This is a genomic window from Neisseria brasiliensis (assembly GCF_009671065.1).
GTDB classification, from domain to species: Bacteria; Pseudomonadota; Gammaproteobacteria; order Burkholderiales; family Neisseriaceae; genus Neisseria; species Neisseria brasiliensis.
Window position 1 is genome coordinate 1,466,744 of sequence record NZ_CP046027.1, and the last position, 16,027, is coordinate 1,482,770.

A 16,027-nucleotide genomic window follows, 5' to 3' on the forward strand; every position below is an offset into this window, starting at 1 on the left:
TGAAAGCTCACGAAAGCTTATTATGTCCATCGCTGACCCCCAACGAATTTTAATCATCAAATTGCGCCATCATGGTGATGTGTTGCTGACCACGCCAGTAGTGGCTGCCATCAAACAGCGTTTTCCCGCTTGCGAAGTCGATATGCTGGTGTATCAGGAAACTGCCGACATTATCCGCGATAATCCCGAAATTACCCATATTTTCGGCGTGGATCGCACATGGAAAAAGCAAGGGGTGAAGGCGCAGATTCAGCATGAAACCGATTTATTCAAGCAGCTTAAAGCGCGCAGCTATGATTGGGCATTTAATTTGTCCGACCAATGGCGCACGGCGTTTATTGCCAAATTCTGTGCCGAATGCAGCGCGACCTTGGCCTATGAAAAACGCGATAACGCGGCATGGCGTTTTTTTCATGATTTTATCAACCCTGATTTGGGCGTAAACCATCATGTGATCGAGCGGCATTTGGCGGTGTTGCCGCCATTGTTGACACGTGCGGATTGCGGCGAAGCGAAAGCGCTGCTCACCATCAGTGATGAAGTACGGCACGGTTGGCAAGAGAAATTACGCCAACAAGGCTGGCGCGGCGAGGATTATGTGTTGGTGCATCCCGGTTCGCGCTGGTTGTTTAAATGTTGGGAAGACGGCAAAAATGCAGCGGTGGTGCAGCTTTTGCTCAATCACGGCTGCCATGTGGTGCTGACCGCTGCGCCTGACGAAGCTGAACGCAATATGCTGGATGAAATTTTAGGCCGTCTGAATATTCCTGCCGGTGTGAAGGTGTGGGACATGGGTGCTAAACTCAACCTGCGCGAACTGGCCGCCGCAATCGACGGCGCGCAATTGTTTTTCGGCGTAGATTCTGTGCCCATGCACATTGCGGCGGCTTTGGATAAACCGCAAGTCGCTCTATTCGGCCCGACATGGGTTGGCCGTTGGCGGCCGTATTCGCAGCAGGCTGACGTGGTGTGGGCAGGTGATTTCGGCGAATTGCCGCATCCGGAAAGCATCAATACCGATGATAAAACGCGTTTGCTCGGCGCGATTCCTTTGGAAGTGGTGTGGGAAAAAATTGCAGCCAAATTAGGCTTGCCGCGTTAGCAGTTGCTTAATTACCAACAGGCCGTCTGAAAAACTGGTTTCAGACGGCCTGTTTAATTTCAGCGGTCTTTCCCAAAGCCGATATACGATTCGCCACGTTGTTTGCGTTCGCGCCATTCTTGGCGCAATGAGCCGTTGTTGCCGTTGCGTTTATCAGAAACAGTGGGCGCGTCTTGCTCCCATTGCCATGTCATTTGGTTGCCGTTGCTGCCAATCGGGTAAGAGCCGCGCAAACCGATAAAGCTGCCTTGATCGGCGACTTGGGTGTTGGAAACGGATTTACCGTTGATTTTGGTGCGCGAGCTTTCCACGCCGCTTTTGAGTTCGCCGTAGATTTTCACTTCGGCACACGCCAGCGCGGGCAGAAGCAGGGTGGTTAGGATCAAGGCGGTGGATTTCATGATTTGCCTTTCGCGTCAAAAGAAAATAAGATGGGGTCAGTATAACCGACTTGGCTGTAAAAGAATGACGGTTCAGGTAAAGGCCGTCTGAAAGGAAATGATATGGCTCACACAATCCGCGCTGCCGCCGTGCAGATGGTTTCCACGACCGCCCCCGATACCAACATTCAAACCATGCGCCACTTGGTGAAAGAAGCTGCCGAAAAGGGCGCCGATTGGGTATTGCTGCCGGAATACTGGCCGATTATGGGGCGGCAGGATACCGATAAAATCGCTTTTGCCGAAAGCTTGGGCGAAGGCAAACTTCAGACGGCCTTAAGCGAAGCCGCGCGTGACAATCAGGTGGTTTTGTTCGGCGGCACCATCCCGTTAACCAGCGATGAAGACGGCAAAGTGATGAACACCATGCTGGCTTACGACCGAGACGGCCAATCTTTGACGCACTACCACAAAATGCACTTGTTCGGCTTTTCCGGTTTGGGCGAACGCTATGCCGAAGCCGACACCATCACTGCAGGCAAAGAAGTACCTGATTGGCAGGTGGACGGGCTGAACGTGGCGGCCGGTGTGTGCTACGATTTGCGTTTTCCCGAATTTTTCCGCATGCAGGCGCCGTTTGACGTATTGTTGTTGCCCGCGGCCTTTACCTACACGACCGGCGAAGCGCATTGGGAATTACTGTTGCGCACGCGGGCGGTGGAAAACCAATGTTACGTTGTCGCTTCGGCGCAGGGCGGCAAACACGAAAGCGGACGCCGCACTTTTGGCCACAGCATGATCATCGACCCGTGGGGCGAAGTGTTGGCCGTGTTGCCGGAAGGCGAAGGCGTGGTGGTGGCCGATTTGGATGCCAGCCGTCTTAGCAGCGTGCGCACGCGCTTGCCTGCTTTGCAACACCGTTTGCTTTAAATACAAAGGCCGTCTGAAACCAATTCAGACGGCTTGTTTCCCAAATTGAATCCAATGAATAAGAAACCCATCCGCATTTTAGGTATCGACCCCGGCAGCCGCATTACCGGTTTCGGCGTGATTGACGTCTATGGTCGTGAACACAGCTATGTTGCTTCAGGCTGCATCAAAACCATTCCCGGCGACGAACTGGCCGGCCGTATCGGCGTGATTTGCGAGCACATCAACGAAATCATCGATGTGTACCAACCCAATCAAACCGCCATCGAACAGGTGTTTGTCAACGTGAATCCGGCGGCCACGCTGATGCTGGGGCAGGCGCGGGGGGCGGCGATTGCCACTATGGTGATGCGCGGTTTGCCGGTATATGAATACACCGCTTTGCAGGTCAAGCAGGCGGTGGTCGGGCAGGGCAAGGCGGCGAAAGAACAGGTGCAGCACATGGTGGTGCAGATGTTGGGTTTATCGGGTACGCCGCAAGCCGATGCCGCCGATGGCTTGGCCGTGGCGCTCACCCACGCGCTGCGCAATCACGGTTTGGCCAATCAAATCAACCGCAATGGCTTGCAGATTAAGGGTGGGCGGTTTCATGGTTGAGGCCGTCTGAAAAGCTTGGATTCTGTAAAAGTGACACTTGCTTAAAAAACAGGCCGTCTGAAACCAGCAAAAATTTCAGACGGCCTTTACTGCTATAATAGCCACACTTCACACACAGGCCGTCTGAATAATGAAATTTGCTTTTTTTATTTTGTATCTGGTGCAGCTGTTGCCCTTCAAGCTGATCCACAAAATCGCTGATGCGGTGGGTTGGCTGGCGTATTATGTCGTGAAACCGCGCCGCAAAGTGGGGCAGGTGAACCTGAAAAAATGTTTTCCCGAGTGGAGCGATGACAAACGTGAAGCGGTGTTAAAACGCCATTTCCAACACATGGCCAAGCTGATGTTGGAATACGGCCTGTATTGGTACACACCTGCCGAGCGCTTGCGCAGCTTGGTGCGCTATGAAAACAAACATTATCTTGATGATGCGTTGGCGGCGGGTGAAAAAGTGATTTTGCTCTATCCGCACTTTACCGCGTTTGAAATGGCGGTGTACACGCTCAATCAGGATGTGCCGCTGACCAGCATGTATTCGCATCAAAAAAACAAAGCGATGGACGAGCAGATTTTAAAAGGCCGTCACCGCTATGATAATGTGTTTTTGATTGGCCGCACGGAAGGCCTGCGCGCGATTATCAAGCAGTTGCGCAAAAGCGATGCGCCGTTTCTTTATCTGCCGGATCAGGATTTCGGCCGCAATGATTCGATTTTTGTCGATTTTTTTGGGATTCCGACGGCTACGATTACCGGTTTGAGCCGCATTGCCGGCATGGCGAATGCCAAAGTGATTCCGGCGATTCCGTTTCGTGAGGCCGATAATACCGTGACTTTGCGTTTTTACGAGCCATGGGAACATTTTCCCAGCGAAGATGTGGTCGCCGACACCCAGCGCATGAACGACTTCATCGAAGCGCGCGCGCGTGAGATTCCCGAGCAATATTTCTGGTTGCATAAGCGTTTTAAAACCCGTCCGGAAGGCGAAGCGGGCTTTTATTGATTACATACAGTTACAAAAAATTAAGGTTCGGTGGCTGCCGAACCTTTTTTATTTCTGTTTAATTGAGTAGCAGGCTGATATTTATTCATACATGTTTGTATGTGAGAAAAACGCCGTATGCTTAATTTAAAAGGGAATTAGGCCGTCTGAAAGATTGAGATGATGGCTATGAAATCATTTGCTTCATTTAATTTTCATATAATCTGAATATTTAATTAATATATTAAATTTAATGTTTTTAAAAACAATAGTTTGTGAAAAATTAGTTCAAATTTAAATATTTTATTATTTTGGAATAAGATTTTAAATTTTAAATTTAAGAGAAAATCAGTATTTTATTTTTTAAAAATTAAATTTTAGAAATTATTCTAATATAATTTTATTTTAAGAGAAATATTCTATTTTTAGAAGAAAAAGAGAATTTTTCAAAAAAACACTTGGCAAGCGCGCTAAAAACGCGTACATTTCACTATATCGAGTTACAAGATATTCAGCCAAAAGGATTTTGAATATCGCCAAGTTCCCTTAACGGGCGTTTTTCCGGTGTGATTCCTGCCGATGAAACGACTGTTTATTAATGCAGAGTTGAGCTGCATTAATAAAGCCGCAGGCGAGAGCCTGTATTGTTTGTGAAGCGTAAATCTCTGATTTGAGGTATTGAGGCAATCCTGTGGGGGGTTGCCTCTTTTTTTATCCACGGCTTCGTGTCACAATGCCCATATCCTGATCCAAGGAGCATGTCATGACCCCGATACTCGCTTTTGATATTGAAACCATTCCCGATGTCAACGGCATCCGACTGCTTTACGATTTGCCGCAAAGTGTGTCGGATGACGAAGTGGTGTTATTCGCCCAACAAAAACGGCGCGCGCAAAACGGCAGTGATTTTATGCAACACCATCTGCATCAAGTGGTGGCGATTTCGTGCTGTATGCGTTGGGGCAGCGAGAAAATCCATGTCGGCACCATTGGCGAAATCGACGACAGCGAAGAGACAGTGATTGCCAAGTTTTTCGAGTTGATTGAAAACCACACGCCGCAGCTGGTGAGCTGGAACGGCGGCGGTTTCGATTTGCCGGTATTGCATTATCGCGCCATGATACACGGCATAGCCGCCGCGCGTTATTGGGACATGGGTGAAGGTGATTTTGGCGACAGCCGTGATTTTAAATGGAACAACTACATCAGCCGCTACCACAACCGCCATTGCGATTTGATGGATTTGCTCGCGCTGTATCAACCGCGTGCCAACGTGCCGCTGGACGACATGGCCAAGCTGTGCGGCTTTCCCGGCAAATTGGGTATGGACGGCAGCAAAGTGTGGGAAGCGTATTATCAAGGCCGTCTGAAAGACATCCGCGATTATTGTGAAACCGATGCCGCCAATACTTATCTGATGTATCTGCGTTTCCGCCTGATGAGCGGCGCTTTGGACAGCGACGAATACGAAGTCGAGGTCAAACGCTTGAAAAACTATCTCAAAGAGCAAGCCGAAGATAAATTGCATTGGCAGGAATTTGTCGGCCAATGGCGATGAATATTTGAATGAGGCCGTCTGAAACGCAATCTGTTTCAGGCGGCCTTTTACTCCCAACGCTTAATCAGGTAAACTCGTTTTTTTTGTTCACACTGTCGTCTGTCATGTCTGCCATTACCCCACTCAAACAAATCACCCTTATCGGCGTTGGGCTGATAGGCGGCTCGTTTGTGCTGGATTTGAAACGCTTGGGGCTGGTGGAAACGGTGGTCGGCATCGACTTAAACCGCGAAAACCTTGACCGTGCATTAGAACGGCGTGTGATTGATGCCGCGTTTACCGAAATCAATGCCGAGAGCATCAGCGGGGCGGATTTGGTGTTGATTGCTACGCCGGTATCGACTTTGACGACGATTTGTCAGGCCATCGAGCCGTTTTTGCAGGCCGATGCGCTGGTGTCGGATGTTGGCAGCACCAAGCAAATTGCTGTCGAAGCTTTCCGCACTTATCTGCCCGAACATTTGCCGCGCTGTATTGCCGCGCACCCGATTGCCGGTTCCGATCGACATGGCGCGTTGGCGGCGCAATTTGGTCTTTATCAAGACAAAAAGCTGATTATCACACCACACGGTAACGAACATTCAGACGGCCTTGAACGGCTGGAGTCGCTGTGGCAAGCGGTGGGTGCACAAACGTTTCGTTTAAGCGCGGCCGAACACGATGCCATTTTCGCCGCCGTGTCGCACATGCCGCATTTGTTGGCCTTTGCCTTTGTACACGAAATTTTCGATCATCCCGATGGACAAGCCTATTTGAGCTTTGCGGCTTCCGGTTTCCGTGATTTTACCCGCATTGCCTCCAGCCACCCGGCGATTTGGACGGACATTTGTTTAGCCAATAAAAACAGCCTGCAGGATTTGATCGGTGGTATCCGTCGGCAATTGGATACTTTGGAACATCTGCTGGCAACGGAAAATAAAGCTGCGTTGTACACATATTTTGAAGAAGCTAAAAACACACGCGATGAGTGGTTGAAAGGGCAGTAGTTGTCAGCAATCAATAAGGCCGTCTGAAAGCAAACGCTTTCAGACGGCCTTAAACATAAATAGGCTTAACCCGGTTTGCCGTCAACGCGCGGACGAATCAGCCAAGGAATGTATTTCCACGCATAAAGCAACAAAGCAGCGGCAAACAGCACGGCCGACAGGCGGATGCTGTGGGTGTAAGCCGTGCCGTGAACGAAGGTAGCCAAAATGCGCACCAAAGTTGAAATAATCATCAACCAAAATGCCACTGGCACTGATTTGGGCGGCGGATAAATTGCGTTGCCGGTGTGGCCGAGCGCGGTGCGCGCCATCATGCCTAAGGTCAATACGCCAATGCCACCGACGCCGATTAAGTGCACGCCCAAGTTTAGGAACGACGGCGAGAAGTAGGAAATGCCGACTGCCATCAAGCCCAATCCGGTGAAGAAATAGCCGGCGAATAAAATCCACAGCATCGGTTCTTTCAACACATCTTTATGCAACCAGCGATACACCTGCACCAAGCTGATGACACCTGCTGCAAAGGCAAACAAGGCAGCCAGCGGCAACAGCATTTGGTGCGCCATCAGCATGGCGGTCAACATCGGCAGCCATAAAGATGCGTGGCCGACCCATTGCGGGCTGGCGATTTGTGGGATATTTAAGCGTTTGGATGTGAAAAACGAGATGATGCGCATGCCGATTAAGCCGATGAAACCGGCTACCATAATCAGGCCGGATTGCAGGCCGACCAGCAAGGCAGCAGGGTCAAACGGGCTGAGTTGGCGGTGAAAAGCGACGTGTGTGCCGCCCAACACAAAAATGGCAAACACGGCGACATAGTTGCGTTTGTTTTTGGTGCGGAACACTGGCAACGCCATGCACACCGCGCCATACCAAAAGAAAATCGTGCCGAAAATGCCGCTGGCTGCCGCGCCCCAGCCGGGAATAAATGCGCAAATGCGTGCCAACAGCCAAAACGCGGTTAAGCCGACCAACACTGCACCGCGGGTAGGCGGCTGGCTGGTCCACGTGGCAACGGCGGTGAGCAGAAAGGCAATCACCACCAAACCGGCATAGCCCCAAATCATTTCATGCGCGTGCCAGTAAAAGCCGGGCAGCTCGGGTGTGCCTTGATAGCCGAAGCCCCACAGTAAAATCGACAGCGCACCGTAAAGGGCGGCCAGCGAGTAAAACGGGCGGAAAGCCATGGCCCAAACAGGGTGTTTGAACAATGCGTTCATGGTGGTTCCTTGAATGATTATGGTCAATAGTGGATAGGCCGTCTGAAAGTTTCAGACGGCCTTATATTATGTTTAAGCCGTTACGTTATCTAAGTAAGGCTCAACTGCAGGGAAAAGCTCGCGTTCTTCAAAGCGGGCGTGGTCGCGCAGTGTAGTGGCGAATTCTTGGTTCCATGCTTCGCTGGTGTATTCAGGTTGCGCCATCATTTGGCGCAGTTTGGTGTGGTCGTGTTCAAAACGGACACGCAGCTCGGGTGTAATATTCGGCCAATGCGGTGCAAACTGGTTTTCTTCTTCTTCGAAATGTTGCATTAATTCAACAAAGTGCGGCTCGAGTTCGGCCTGATGGCTTTCAGACGGCGTGCGCAGAATACGCACACATAAAGAAAGGGAGTGATGGTGTTCGCGCGACAAATCAATTAGCGCGGGATGGCGTTTCAATGGTGTCATAATCAGTGGCCCGTGTTGGATTTTACTGGATTAATTTATAAGTTTCATATATTATGAAACTTAATTCTATATAAAGTCAAACACATACCGCCCGAATTCTATGATGAATCATTAGAGCGGCTGATTTTAAATAACAGATATAACCTGATTCAGAGCAGAGATCGTTATGTATCTAACCCAGCATACAGATTACGGATTGCGCGTTTTAATCTATACCGCCATCAACGATGACTCGTTGGTCAACATCAGCACCATTGCCGACACTTACGGCATTTCTAAAAGCCATTTGATGAAAGTGGTGACTGCCTTGGTCAAAGGCGGTTTTCTCACCAGCGTGCGCGGCAAGGGCGGCGGATTAAAGCTGGCCATGACTGCAGACAAAATCAACATCGGCGCCGTGATACGGCATTTGGAGCCTATGCAGTTGGTTGAATGCATGGGTAATAACAACGATTGCCTGATTACACCGTCTTGCCGCTTGGCCGGTATTCTTGGCGGTGCAATTAAATCGTTTTTCAATTATCTCGATGGCTTTACGCTGGAAGATTTGTTGAACAAACCTACCTACGATTTGCTGTATTTCCCGAAAATCGACATTTTGCCCGAGCATGAGCCTGTAGAAATTATGCCGTCGCCGCTATCTGAAAATCTAGACCATGTACCGGAGAAAGTGGCGCAGTCAAACGCGATTCGCATCGATACGGTGAACTGAGTTTAGATGCTTCGCCAGTAAATTGATATTTTTTCTAACGGCTTTATTTCCAATACATTGCCGGAATAAAGCCGTTTGTTTTAGGATTGATGTGAGAATGAATATTACATTCAGTCTTCTTTAATTTGATGGTTTTTAAAGTGATTATTTGAATGGTAACAAGCCTGTTGTTTGGCTGGATTGTGTAAAAATAAGTTGCAAACAGGAATAATTGCTATTACCATACGCGTACTATGAAAAAAGATCGAATGATAAACCCCACGGTGGTTGCTGTGGTCGCTCTTTTGCACATTGGATTGATGTCCTTATTATGGAAAGCCCATAAGCCCGACATTGTTGACGTTGAGCATATCGAGTTTGTTGAATTAGGTGATTTCGGTGGCGGCGATGGTGCACCGGAAGGTGCCGGTGCGCCTGCTCCAGTGCAAGCGCCACCACCGCCGCCGCCACCGAAACCTAAACCGCGTCCTGAGCCCAAACCTAAACCGAAACCGGTAGAAGAGGCGAAGCCGGTGATTAAACCGGTGATTACCAAAAAAGCAGACGCAGATATTCAGCAGCCTAAAGAAAAACCGAAACCGGTCGAAAAACCTAAACCGAAACCCGAGCCTAAGCCGGAACCTAAGCCCGAGCCAAAACCCGAGCCCAAGCCTGAACCGAAACCGGTGCCAGAGCCTAAAGCAGAAAAACCTGCCGAGAAACCGGCAGAAAAAGCCGGTGGTAGTGCATCTGAAAAAGCAGGCAGCGAGAGTGGTAAAGGTGGTTCATCTGCTAAAGGTGAAGGAAAAGGCAGTGGTAGTGGCACCAAAGGTGAAGGCAGCGGTCGCGGTGAAGGTAGTGGCAGTGGTTCAGGCGGTAAAAAAGGTGAAAGCGGTTCCGGTGACGGCAGCGGCGCAGGCGGCGGTAGCGGCCCGGGCAGCAGTCGCAGCAATCCGGTAAAAGCCACCGGCTCCATTCCGACTCCGCCGTATCCTGCTTTATCGCAAGAGAATGGTGAAGAAGGTACCGTTGTGCTGAATATATTGGTGGCGCCGGGCGGGAAAGTCGCTTCAGTATCGGTTGCCAAGAGCAGCGGCTCATCACGCTTAGATCGCGCAGCACGCAATGCCGCCAAATCCGGCCACTTTAACACCAATGTTTGGACCAGCTACCGTGTACCGGTGCGCTTCAGTTTAGGTGGATAGGCCGTCTGAAAGCAGTCATGCGGTGGGCTGAATCCCAACAGTCTGCCGCCAAATGTTTGATTTATTTATTTTGATTTTGGAAAAACCATGAATTTAGGATTAGTGTTTGAATCGGGCGATTACGTCTTAATCAGTGTATTTTTATTGATGGTCATCATGAGCATTGTGACTTGGAGCGTTTTGATTGTGCGTGTGATTAAGCTGCGCAAAGCCAAAGCAGGTAATGCGGCGGCCAAAAAAGCAGTCATGGATTCGTTCACATTAAATGATGCTGTGCAGAAAGTCAGAAACATTGATGCGCCGATCAGCACGCTGACCACTGACGCCGTTCATGCTTATGATAACTATCGCCAAAGCACCACCAAAACCTTGGCCAACGCATTGCCGCTGAATGAATTCTTAGTCGGCCAAATCCGCACCAGCATGAATCAGACCATGCGCCAGTTTGATGGCGGCATGACGGCGTTGGCTTCGATTGGTGCTACTGCGCCATTTATCGGTTTGTTTGGTACCGTTTGGGGTATTTATCACGCGTTAATTAACATCAGCGAAAGCGGCCAAATGAGCATCGCCGCCGTGGCCGGCCCGATTGGCGAAGCTTTAGTGGCGACTGCAGCCGGCTTGTTTGTGGCGATTCCGGCGGTATTGGCTTACAACTTCTTAAACCGCGGTAAGAAAACCGTTTCCCAAGACTTAGACGCTTACGCGCATGATTTGCACGTTCGTCTGCTGAATCAAAAGGATTAAGATATGGCATTCGGTTCAATGAATTCCGGTGATGAAGATGCACCGATGTCTGACATTAATGTAACGCCTTTGGTCGATGTGATGCTGGTGTTGCTGATTGTGTTTATGATTACCATGCCAGTATTGACGCATTCGATTCCGCTGGAGCTGCCAACTGCTTCCGAACAGGCAGCGAAAAAAGATACGCAGCCCAAAGAGCCTTTGCGTGTGACGATTGGTTCGGATGGTGCTTATTATATCGGTGGCGATTCCGATAAGAAAATCACCATCGAAGAAGTGACCGCCCGTTTGAAAGAAGCCAAAACGGCAAACGAAGATGCTATCGTCGCCATTGCAGCGGATAAGGCCGTGGAATACGATTATGTCAACAAAGCCCTAGGTGCTGCGCGCGAAGCCGGTATCAGCAAAATCGGTTTCGTTACAGAGACCAAAGCAGAATAACCGTTGAAAGCGGTGGAAATATTTCCGCTTATCTGTTGAACAGGCCGTCTGAAACGTTTCAGACGGCCTTTTACGATGCGGAATTAAGCTAATTTATGCTTGGCAGCTTCCTGCAAACGTGCTTCAAAATTGCTTAAATCAATGCCGGCTTCGGCAGCAGCAGCTTTGGCCTCGGCAACGCTCATGCCGTTTTGCACTTGATGATAAGCCCACAATAAAGAACTGCGCGTGCCGGTGCGGCAATAGGCCAAAACGGGTTGGCCGGCTTGCTGCAATAAATCTTGAAATGCGACAACATCGGCAGCGGTGATATTCGGTGCGACAACAGGCTGATGTTTGAATGAAGTAATGCCTTCTGCCGACAGCCATTGTTGCACTTGCATGGTAGAAGGTTGATTCTCTTCTTCACCGTCCGGGCGGTTGCAGATAACGGTTTGAATGCCCAATTGCGCGGCATCTTTTGCATCTTGTTCGGTCAGTTGTGGTGATACATATAATTGTTCGCTCAATTTCAAAATAGCCATGATTTTCCTTCCTTTCGACAATTTTCAGACGGCCTTTTATCAGGCCATCTGAAAGTTTAGCGGTTAAACAACCATTTATCTACCAAATCTTGGTTGGCAACTTTCAACAAAGCCGTATTCGCTTCCACGGCTTGCACGGTGATGTGCGTTTGGTGCAGTACGCCGCTGCGGAAAAAGTGCAGTGTGGCGCGTTCGCCGACAGCCAATTGCGCCCATTGCGCGGCCAAGTCAGTGCAGGCATAGCCGTTAAGCGCGATGATTTTGTCTTGTGGACACAAAGCCGTATTTTCTGCGCTGCCGCCATTAAATACGTGTGTCAGGGTGGCGCTGTCGCCGCTTTGTTTGAAACGTGCGCCGAAATCGCTGGCGAGTTTGACGCAAACGGTTTCGCCCGCCAAGCCACCGCCATGACTGCGCGGCAAGGGCTGCCAATCCAATGTGACGCCGACGTGCGCCAAGCATTCTTGCAAGGGCAGGTCATCGGTGCCGTATAAGGCCGTCTGAAAAAATGATTGCAAATCCAAGCCGGTGATCTGTTGGCAACGCTCTTGCCATTGTTTTTCCGGAATGCCTTGGCCGGTGTTGACCCAATCGCGATAGTGCTGCTGCATCACGCTGTCTAATGAATGCTTGCCGCCGCTTTTTTGGCGAATCAGTACATCCAAACACAATGCCGCCAGCGCACCTTTTTGGTAATAACTGACGATGGCATTGCTGCTGTTTTCATCTTGCTTGTAAAACTTGTTCCATGCGGTGAAGCTGGATTCGGCCAAGGTTTGTTTCAGACGGCCTTTTGTATGTTGCACACGGGTAATCGATTGGGCGAGCAGATTTAAATAAGCATTGCTGTCAATCACGCCGCTGCGTGCCAAGAACAAATCATCATAATAAGAGGTGATGCCTTCAAATGCCCACAGTTGCTCAGTGTAGCTTTCTTGATCGAGGTCGTAAGGCACAAATGCTTCGGGCTTAATCGATTTCACATTCCAGGCGTGGAAGTATTCGTGGCTGAACAGGCCGAGCAATTGGGTATAGGCTTCGTTGGCTTCGCCCATATTGTGCGGCGGCAGGCTGTTGCGGTCGGCCAAAAGGGCGGTGCTGCTGATGTGTTCGAGGCCGCCGTAGATGTTGTCGCCGACATGCAGCATAAACAGATATTCTTGAAACGGCGCAGGCTCAGAGAACATGGCCAATTCGGTTTCGCAAATTTTTTGAATATCATCGACAAAACGTTGGCGGTCAAAATCGCGATAAAAGCCGCTCAGGGCAATGCGGTGGGGAATGCCGGTTGCGGTAAAGTCTAAAAATTCAATCTTGCCCATTTCGACAGGGTGGTCGATTAAATCGGCATAAGAGGCCGTCTGAAATTGGTGTGTGGCGGTTTGCGGTAGGGTAGTAGCGATTTGCCATTGGTTGGGAAAGTCTTTTAGGGAAACACTGTGTGGCAGGTTTTCGCAGCCATGAATCTTTAAAAAAAGACAAGCGCCATCGAAGAAGCCGCGTTCGGTGCTTAAAAACGCACCGCGTACGGATAAGTCAAACGCATAAACGGTGTAGCAAATTTGCCACTCACCTTTTTGGCCGTTTGCCTGCCATTTGTTTTTGGTCAATTGCGTCAATGCAACAGTATGGCCATTGCAAGAAGCACTTAATTGCGTGATATGTCGGGAGAAATCACGAATCAGATAGCTGCCCGGCACCCAGTTGGGTAGGCTGAATTCAATAGGTAAATCATTGTCTTGATTGAAACTCAATGTAATTTGATATTCATGACTCAAAGGGCGGAATGAGATTTTGTAATTAATCATATCTATTGCTTAGTTTGTTAAAATTAATGAATAACGTTGGCATACAGTGTCTGATATTTAATTTACATCAAAAAGCCTTTAAAAAAACGGGGCTTGAAAAAAATGTATGCCTTTTATTAGAGCTCATTTGTTTTAATTATTTGATTATTATAATTTTTTATTTTTTAGGTTACATATTCGCTTGAGCGGAAGAAATGTAATATTGCTTGGCTCAATCTTGTATATATGTTAAATTTAGAAAAATTTATACTTTGCCTTAATGTTTTTTGTGGAAACGTAGAAAACATTCGGGCGGGTAAAGCAAAAATTTTCAATTCCCATAATTTATGGAGACTCCCATGGACACACAAACTTATAACTACAAAGTGGTGCGCCAGTTCGCCATCATGACTGTAGTTTGGGGCATCGTGGGTATGTTGGTCGGTGTGATTGTCGCCGCCCAATTATACTTGCCGGCTCTTAATTTATCTGAAATCGGACCTTGGTTCCACTTTGGCCGTCTGCGTCCATTGCACACCAATGCGGTAATTTTCGCATTTGGTGGCTGTGGTCTGTTTGCCACTTCTTATTATGTGGTGCAGCGTACCTGTAATACCCGCCTGTTTGGCGGCTGGTTGGCATCATTTACCTTCTGGGGTTGGCAAGCGGTTATTGTAGCAGCAGTCATCACTTTGCCGATGGGTTTTACCCAAGCTAAAGAGTATGCCGAATTGGAATGGCCAATCGATATCCTGATTACTTTGGTATGGGTGGCTTACGCAATCGTATTCTTCGGCACCATCGCCAAACGTAAAGTAAAACACATTTACGTGGCCAACTGGTTCTACGGCGGTTTCATCTTGGCCGTTGCCTTGCTGCACATTGTGAACAACATCAGCATTCCTGCCGACTTCATGAAGTCTTACCCGGTGTATGCCGGTGCCATCGATGCAATGGTTCAATGGTGGTATGGCCATAATGCGGTAGGTTTCTTCCTGACTGCAGGCTTCTTGGGCATGATGTACTACTTCGTTCCAAAACAAGCAGGCCGTCCGGTTTACTCTTATCGTTTGTCTGTGGTTCACTTCTGGGCATTGATTTTCACTTATATGTGGGCAGGTCCTCACCACTTGCACTACACCGCATTGCCTGACTGGACACAATCTTTGGGTATGGTTTTGTCGCTGATTCTGTTCGCACCATCTTGGGGCGGTATGATCAACGGTATCATGACCTTGTCTGGCGCGTGGGATAAACTGCGTACCGACCCGATTTTGAAATTCTTGATCGTTTCCCTGTCTTTCTACGGTATGTCGACCTTTGAAGGCCCGATGATGTCGATCAAAACCGTTAACGCCTTGAGCCACTACACCGACTGGACTGTTGCACACGTACACGCCGGCGCATTGGGTTGGGTAGGTTTTGTAACCATCGGTTCGATTTATTACCTGATTCCGCGTCTGTTTGGTAAAACCCAAATGCATAGCGTGAAATTGATTGAAGCACACTTCTGGATTGCCACCATCGGCGTGGTGTTGTACATCGCTGCGATGTGGATTGCCGGTGTGATGCAAGGTTTGATGTGGGGTTCGTTGAATGACGACGGTACTTTGACCTACTCATTTGTTGAGTCTGTAAAACGTACTATGCCTTATTATGCAATCCGTGTAGTAGGTGGTCTGATGTATTTGGCTGGTATGTGTATCATGGCGTACAACGTTTACCGTACTGCAATCAGTGGCAAACCTGTTGAAGCTGAGATCCCTGCGGTTTCTCAACAACACCACTAAATAACAAGAAAGTAGGCTACCAAATGAAATTACAACAATTAGCTGAAGAAAAAGTCGGCTTTCTGATTATTTTCACTGTGATTGTAATCAGTTTCGGCTTGTTGATTGAAGTTGTGCCTTTGTTTGGCACGAAAGCAGTCATCGAACCTGCTCCGGGTGTGAAGCCTTACAATGCGCTGCAAGTGGCGGGTCGTGATATTTATGTGCGTGAAGGTTGTTACAACTGCCACTCACAAATGATTCGTCCTTTCCGTGCAGAAACCGAGCGTTACGGTCATTACTCTGTTGCCGGCGAGTCTGTTTACGACCGTCCGTTCCAATGGGGTTCGAAACGTACCGGTCCTGATTTGGCGCGTGTTGGTGGTCGCTATTCTGATGAATGGCACCGCATCCACTTGCTGAATCCGCGTGACGTGGTTCCTGAATCCAATATGCCGGCATTCCCATGGTTGGCACGTAACAAGGTAGACGCTGAAGCCACTGTGGCACGCATGAAAGCATTGCGCGCCGTAGGCACGCCTTACAGCGATGAAGAATTGCAAAAAGCACCGGAAATGTTGACCAACAAATCCGAGCTGGATGCAGTGATTGCCTACTTGCAAGGTTTGGGCTTGGCATTGAAAAACGTAAGGTAACA

At 49.0% G+C, this 16,027-nt stretch carries 16 protein-coding genes and 1 pseudogene; 12 read left to right on the forward strand and 5 right to left on the reverse strand.

Annotated elements, in window-relative coordinates:
- The first annotated feature begins 22 nt into the window (after positions 1-22).
- On the forward strand, positions 23-1,102 hold the full coding sequence (rfaQ, locus tag GJV52_RS07485; RefSeq protein ID WP_100563092.1) for a putative lipopolysaccharide heptosyltransferase III: 1,080 nt from the start codon (positions 23-25) through the stop codon (positions 1,100-1,102).
- Between the two features lie 59 nt (positions 1,103-1,161).
- Here rfaQ and GJV52_RS07490 read toward each other — a convergent pair whose 3' ends face one another.
- Positions 1,162-1,503 carry a porin family protein gene (locus GJV52_RS07490; RefSeq protein WP_095503285.1) on the reverse strand — a complete coding sequence of 114 codons (342 nt, stop codon included), beginning with the start codon at positions 1,501-1,503 and terminating at the stop codon, positions 1,162-1,164.
- Positions 1,504-1,605: 102 nt separating this feature from the next.
- On the opposite strand from GJV52_RS07490, the gene GJV52_RS07495 reads away from it, so the two are divergent.
- From GJV52_RS07495 to GJV52_RS07520, 5 genes are all read left to right on the forward strand, one after another.
- A complete protein-coding gene (locus GJV52_RS07495) occupies positions 1,606-2,412 on the forward strand; it encodes a carbon-nitrogen hydrolase family protein (RefSeq protein ID WP_095503284.1) in 807 nt (268 codons plus the stop codon).
- 54 nt (positions 2,413-2,466) lie between these two features.
- The gene (gene ruvC / locus GJV52_RS07500) at positions 2,467-3,009 is read left to right on the forward strand and encodes a crossover junction endodeoxyribonuclease RuvC (protein ID WP_095503283.1); all 543 of its coding nucleotides are present in this window, start codon (positions 2,467-2,469) and stop codon (positions 3,007-3,009) included.
- A gap of 130 nt (positions 3,010-3,139) precedes the next feature.
- A complete protein-coding gene (locus GJV52_RS07510) occupies positions 3,140-4,009 on the forward strand; it encodes a lipid A biosynthesis lauroyl acyltransferase (protein WP_095503282.1) in 870 nt (289 codons plus the stop codon).
- 742 nt (positions 4,010-4,751) lie between these two features.
- Positions 4,752-5,546, forward strand: coding sequence for a 3'-5' exonuclease (locus GJV52_RS07515; protein WP_095503281.1), 795 nt, complete (start codon positions 4,752-4,754; stop codon positions 5,544-5,546).
- A 113-nt stretch (positions 5,547-5,659) separates the two neighbouring features.
- Entirely contained in the window at positions 5,660-6,532 is an 873-nt protein-coding gene (locus tag GJV52_RS07520; RefSeq protein WP_369832055.1) for a prephenate dehydrogenase, read from the forward strand.
- Between the two features lie 65 nt (positions 6,533-6,597).
- On the opposite strand, the gene GJV52_RS07525 is transcribed toward GJV52_RS07520, so the two are convergent.
- Entirely contained in the window at positions 6,598-7,755 is a 1,158-nt protein-coding gene (locus GJV52_RS07525; protein WP_100563096.1) for an NnrS family protein, read from the reverse strand.
- Between the two features lie 72 nt (positions 7,756-7,827).
- Positions 7,828-8,205: a hypothetical protein gene (locus GJV52_RS07530; RefSeq protein WP_095503278.1), complete on the reverse strand. Its 378-nt coding sequence runs from the start codon at positions 8,203-8,205 to the stop codon at positions 7,828-7,830.
- A gap of 166 nt (positions 8,206-8,371) precedes the next feature.
- On the opposite strand from GJV52_RS07530, the pseudogene GJV52_RS07535 reads away from it, so the two are divergent.
- From GJV52_RS07535 to GJV52_RS07550, 4 genes and pseudogenes are all read left to right on the forward strand, one after another.
- Positions 8,372-8,803: pseudogene (locus tag GJV52_RS07535) on the forward strand (Rrf2 family transcriptional regulator); the annotation flags it as partial.
- A gap of 347 nt (positions 8,804-9,150) precedes the next feature.
- Positions 9,151-10,101 carry an energy transducer TonB gene (locus tag GJV52_RS07540; RefSeq protein ID WP_100563100.1) on the forward strand — a complete coding sequence of 317 codons (951 nt, stop codon included), beginning with the start codon at positions 9,151-9,153 and terminating at the stop codon, positions 10,099-10,101.
- 87 nt (positions 10,102-10,188) lie between these two features.
- Positions 10,189-10,848 (forward strand): MotA/TolQ/ExbB proton channel family protein, encoded by a 660-nt coding sequence (locus GJV52_RS07545; RefSeq protein WP_095503275.1) that lies wholly within the window; start codon positions 10,189-10,191, stop codon positions 10,846-10,848.
- A 3-nt stretch (positions 10,849-10,851) separates the two neighbouring features.
- A complete protein-coding gene (locus GJV52_RS07550; protein ID WP_095503274.1) occupies positions 10,852-11,289 on the forward strand; it encodes an ExbD/TolR family protein in 438 nt (145 codons plus the stop codon).
- Between the two features lie 83 nt (positions 11,290-11,372).
- Here GJV52_RS07550 and GJV52_RS07555 read toward each other — a convergent pair whose 3' ends face one another.
- The gene (locus GJV52_RS07555) at positions 11,373-11,813 is read right to left on the reverse strand and encodes a TIGR01244 family sulfur transferase (RefSeq protein WP_095503273.1); all 441 of its coding nucleotides are present in this window, start codon (positions 11,811-11,813) and stop codon (positions 11,373-11,375) included.
- A 56-nt stretch (positions 11,814-11,869) separates the two neighbouring features.
- The gene (locus GJV52_RS07560; protein WP_100563102.1) at positions 11,870-13,621 is read right to left on the reverse strand and encodes a M61 family metallopeptidase; all 1,752 of its coding nucleotides are present in this window, start codon (positions 13,619-13,621) and stop codon (positions 11,870-11,872) included.
- Between the two features lie 338 nt (positions 13,622-13,959).
- Between GJV52_RS07560 and ccoN the strand changes: the two genes are divergently transcribed.
- Positions 13,960-15,390: a cytochrome-c oxidase, cbb3-type subunit I gene (ccoN, locus tag GJV52_RS07565; RefSeq protein WP_195690029.1), complete on the forward strand. Its 1,431-nt coding sequence runs from the start codon at positions 13,960-13,962 to the stop codon at positions 15,388-15,390.
- 23 nt (positions 15,391-15,413) lie between these two features.
- Positions 15,414-16,025 (forward strand): cytochrome-c oxidase, cbb3-type subunit II, encoded by a 612-nt coding sequence (gene ccoO, locus GJV52_RS07570; RefSeq protein WP_100563106.1) that lies wholly within the window; start codon positions 15,414-15,416, stop codon positions 16,023-16,025.
- The last annotated feature ends 2 nt before the right edge of the window (positions 16,026-16,027 follow it).

Bases quoted from the DNA above. Each gene is read 5' to 3' on its own strand.
- rfaQ (WP_100563092.1), top strand. From the start codon at position 23: ATGTCCATCGCTGACCCCCAACGAATTTTAATCATCAAATTGCGCCAT.
- GJV52_RS07490 (WP_095503285.1), bottom strand. From the start codon at position 1,503: ATGAAATCCACCGCCTTGATCCTAACCACCCTGCTTCTGCCCGCGCTG.
- GJV52_RS07495 (WP_095503284.1), top strand. From the start codon at position 1,606: ATGGCTCACACAATCCGCGCTGCCGCCGTGCAGATGGTTTCCACGACC.
- ruvC (WP_095503283.1), top strand. From the start codon at position 2,467: ATGAATAAGAAACCCATCCGCATTTTAGGTATCGACCCCGGCAGCCGC.
- GJV52_RS07510 (WP_095503282.1), top strand. From the start codon at position 3,140: ATGAAATTTGCTTTTTTTATTTTGTATCTGGTGCAGCTGTTGCCCTTC.
- GJV52_RS07515 (WP_095503281.1), top strand. From the start codon at position 4,752: ATGACCCCGATACTCGCTTTTGATATTGAAACCATTCCCGATGTCAAC.
- GJV52_RS07525 (WP_100563096.1), bottom strand. From the start codon at position 7,755: ATGAACGCATTGTTCAAACACCCTGTTTGGGCCATGGCTTTCCGCCCG.
- GJV52_RS07530 (WP_095503278.1), bottom strand. From the start codon at position 8,205: ATGACACCATTGAAACGCCATCCCGCGCTAATTGATTTGTCGCGCGAA.
- GJV52_RS07540 (WP_100563100.1), top strand. From the start codon at position 9,151: ATGAAAAAAGATCGAATGATAAACCCCACGGTGGTTGCTGTGGTCGCT.
- GJV52_RS07545 (WP_095503275.1), top strand. From the start codon at position 10,189: ATGAATTTAGGATTAGTGTTTGAATCGGGCGATTACGTCTTAATCAGT.
- GJV52_RS07550 (WP_095503274.1), top strand. From the start codon at position 10,852: ATGGCATTCGGTTCAATGAATTCCGGTGATGAAGATGCACCGATGTCT.
- GJV52_RS07555 (WP_095503273.1), bottom strand. From the start codon at position 11,813: ATGGCTATTTTGAAATTGAGCGAACAATTATATGTATCACCACAACTG.
- GJV52_RS07560 (WP_100563102.1), bottom strand. From the start codon at position 13,621: ATGATTAATTACAAAATCTCATTCCGCCCTTTGAGTCATGAATATCAA.
- ccoN (WP_195690029.1), top strand. From the start codon at position 13,960: ATGGACACACAAACTTATAACTACAAAGTGGTGCGCCAGTTCGCCATC.
- ccoO (WP_100563106.1), top strand. From the start codon at position 15,414: ATGAAATTACAACAATTAGCTGAAGAAAAAGTCGGCTTTCTGATTATT.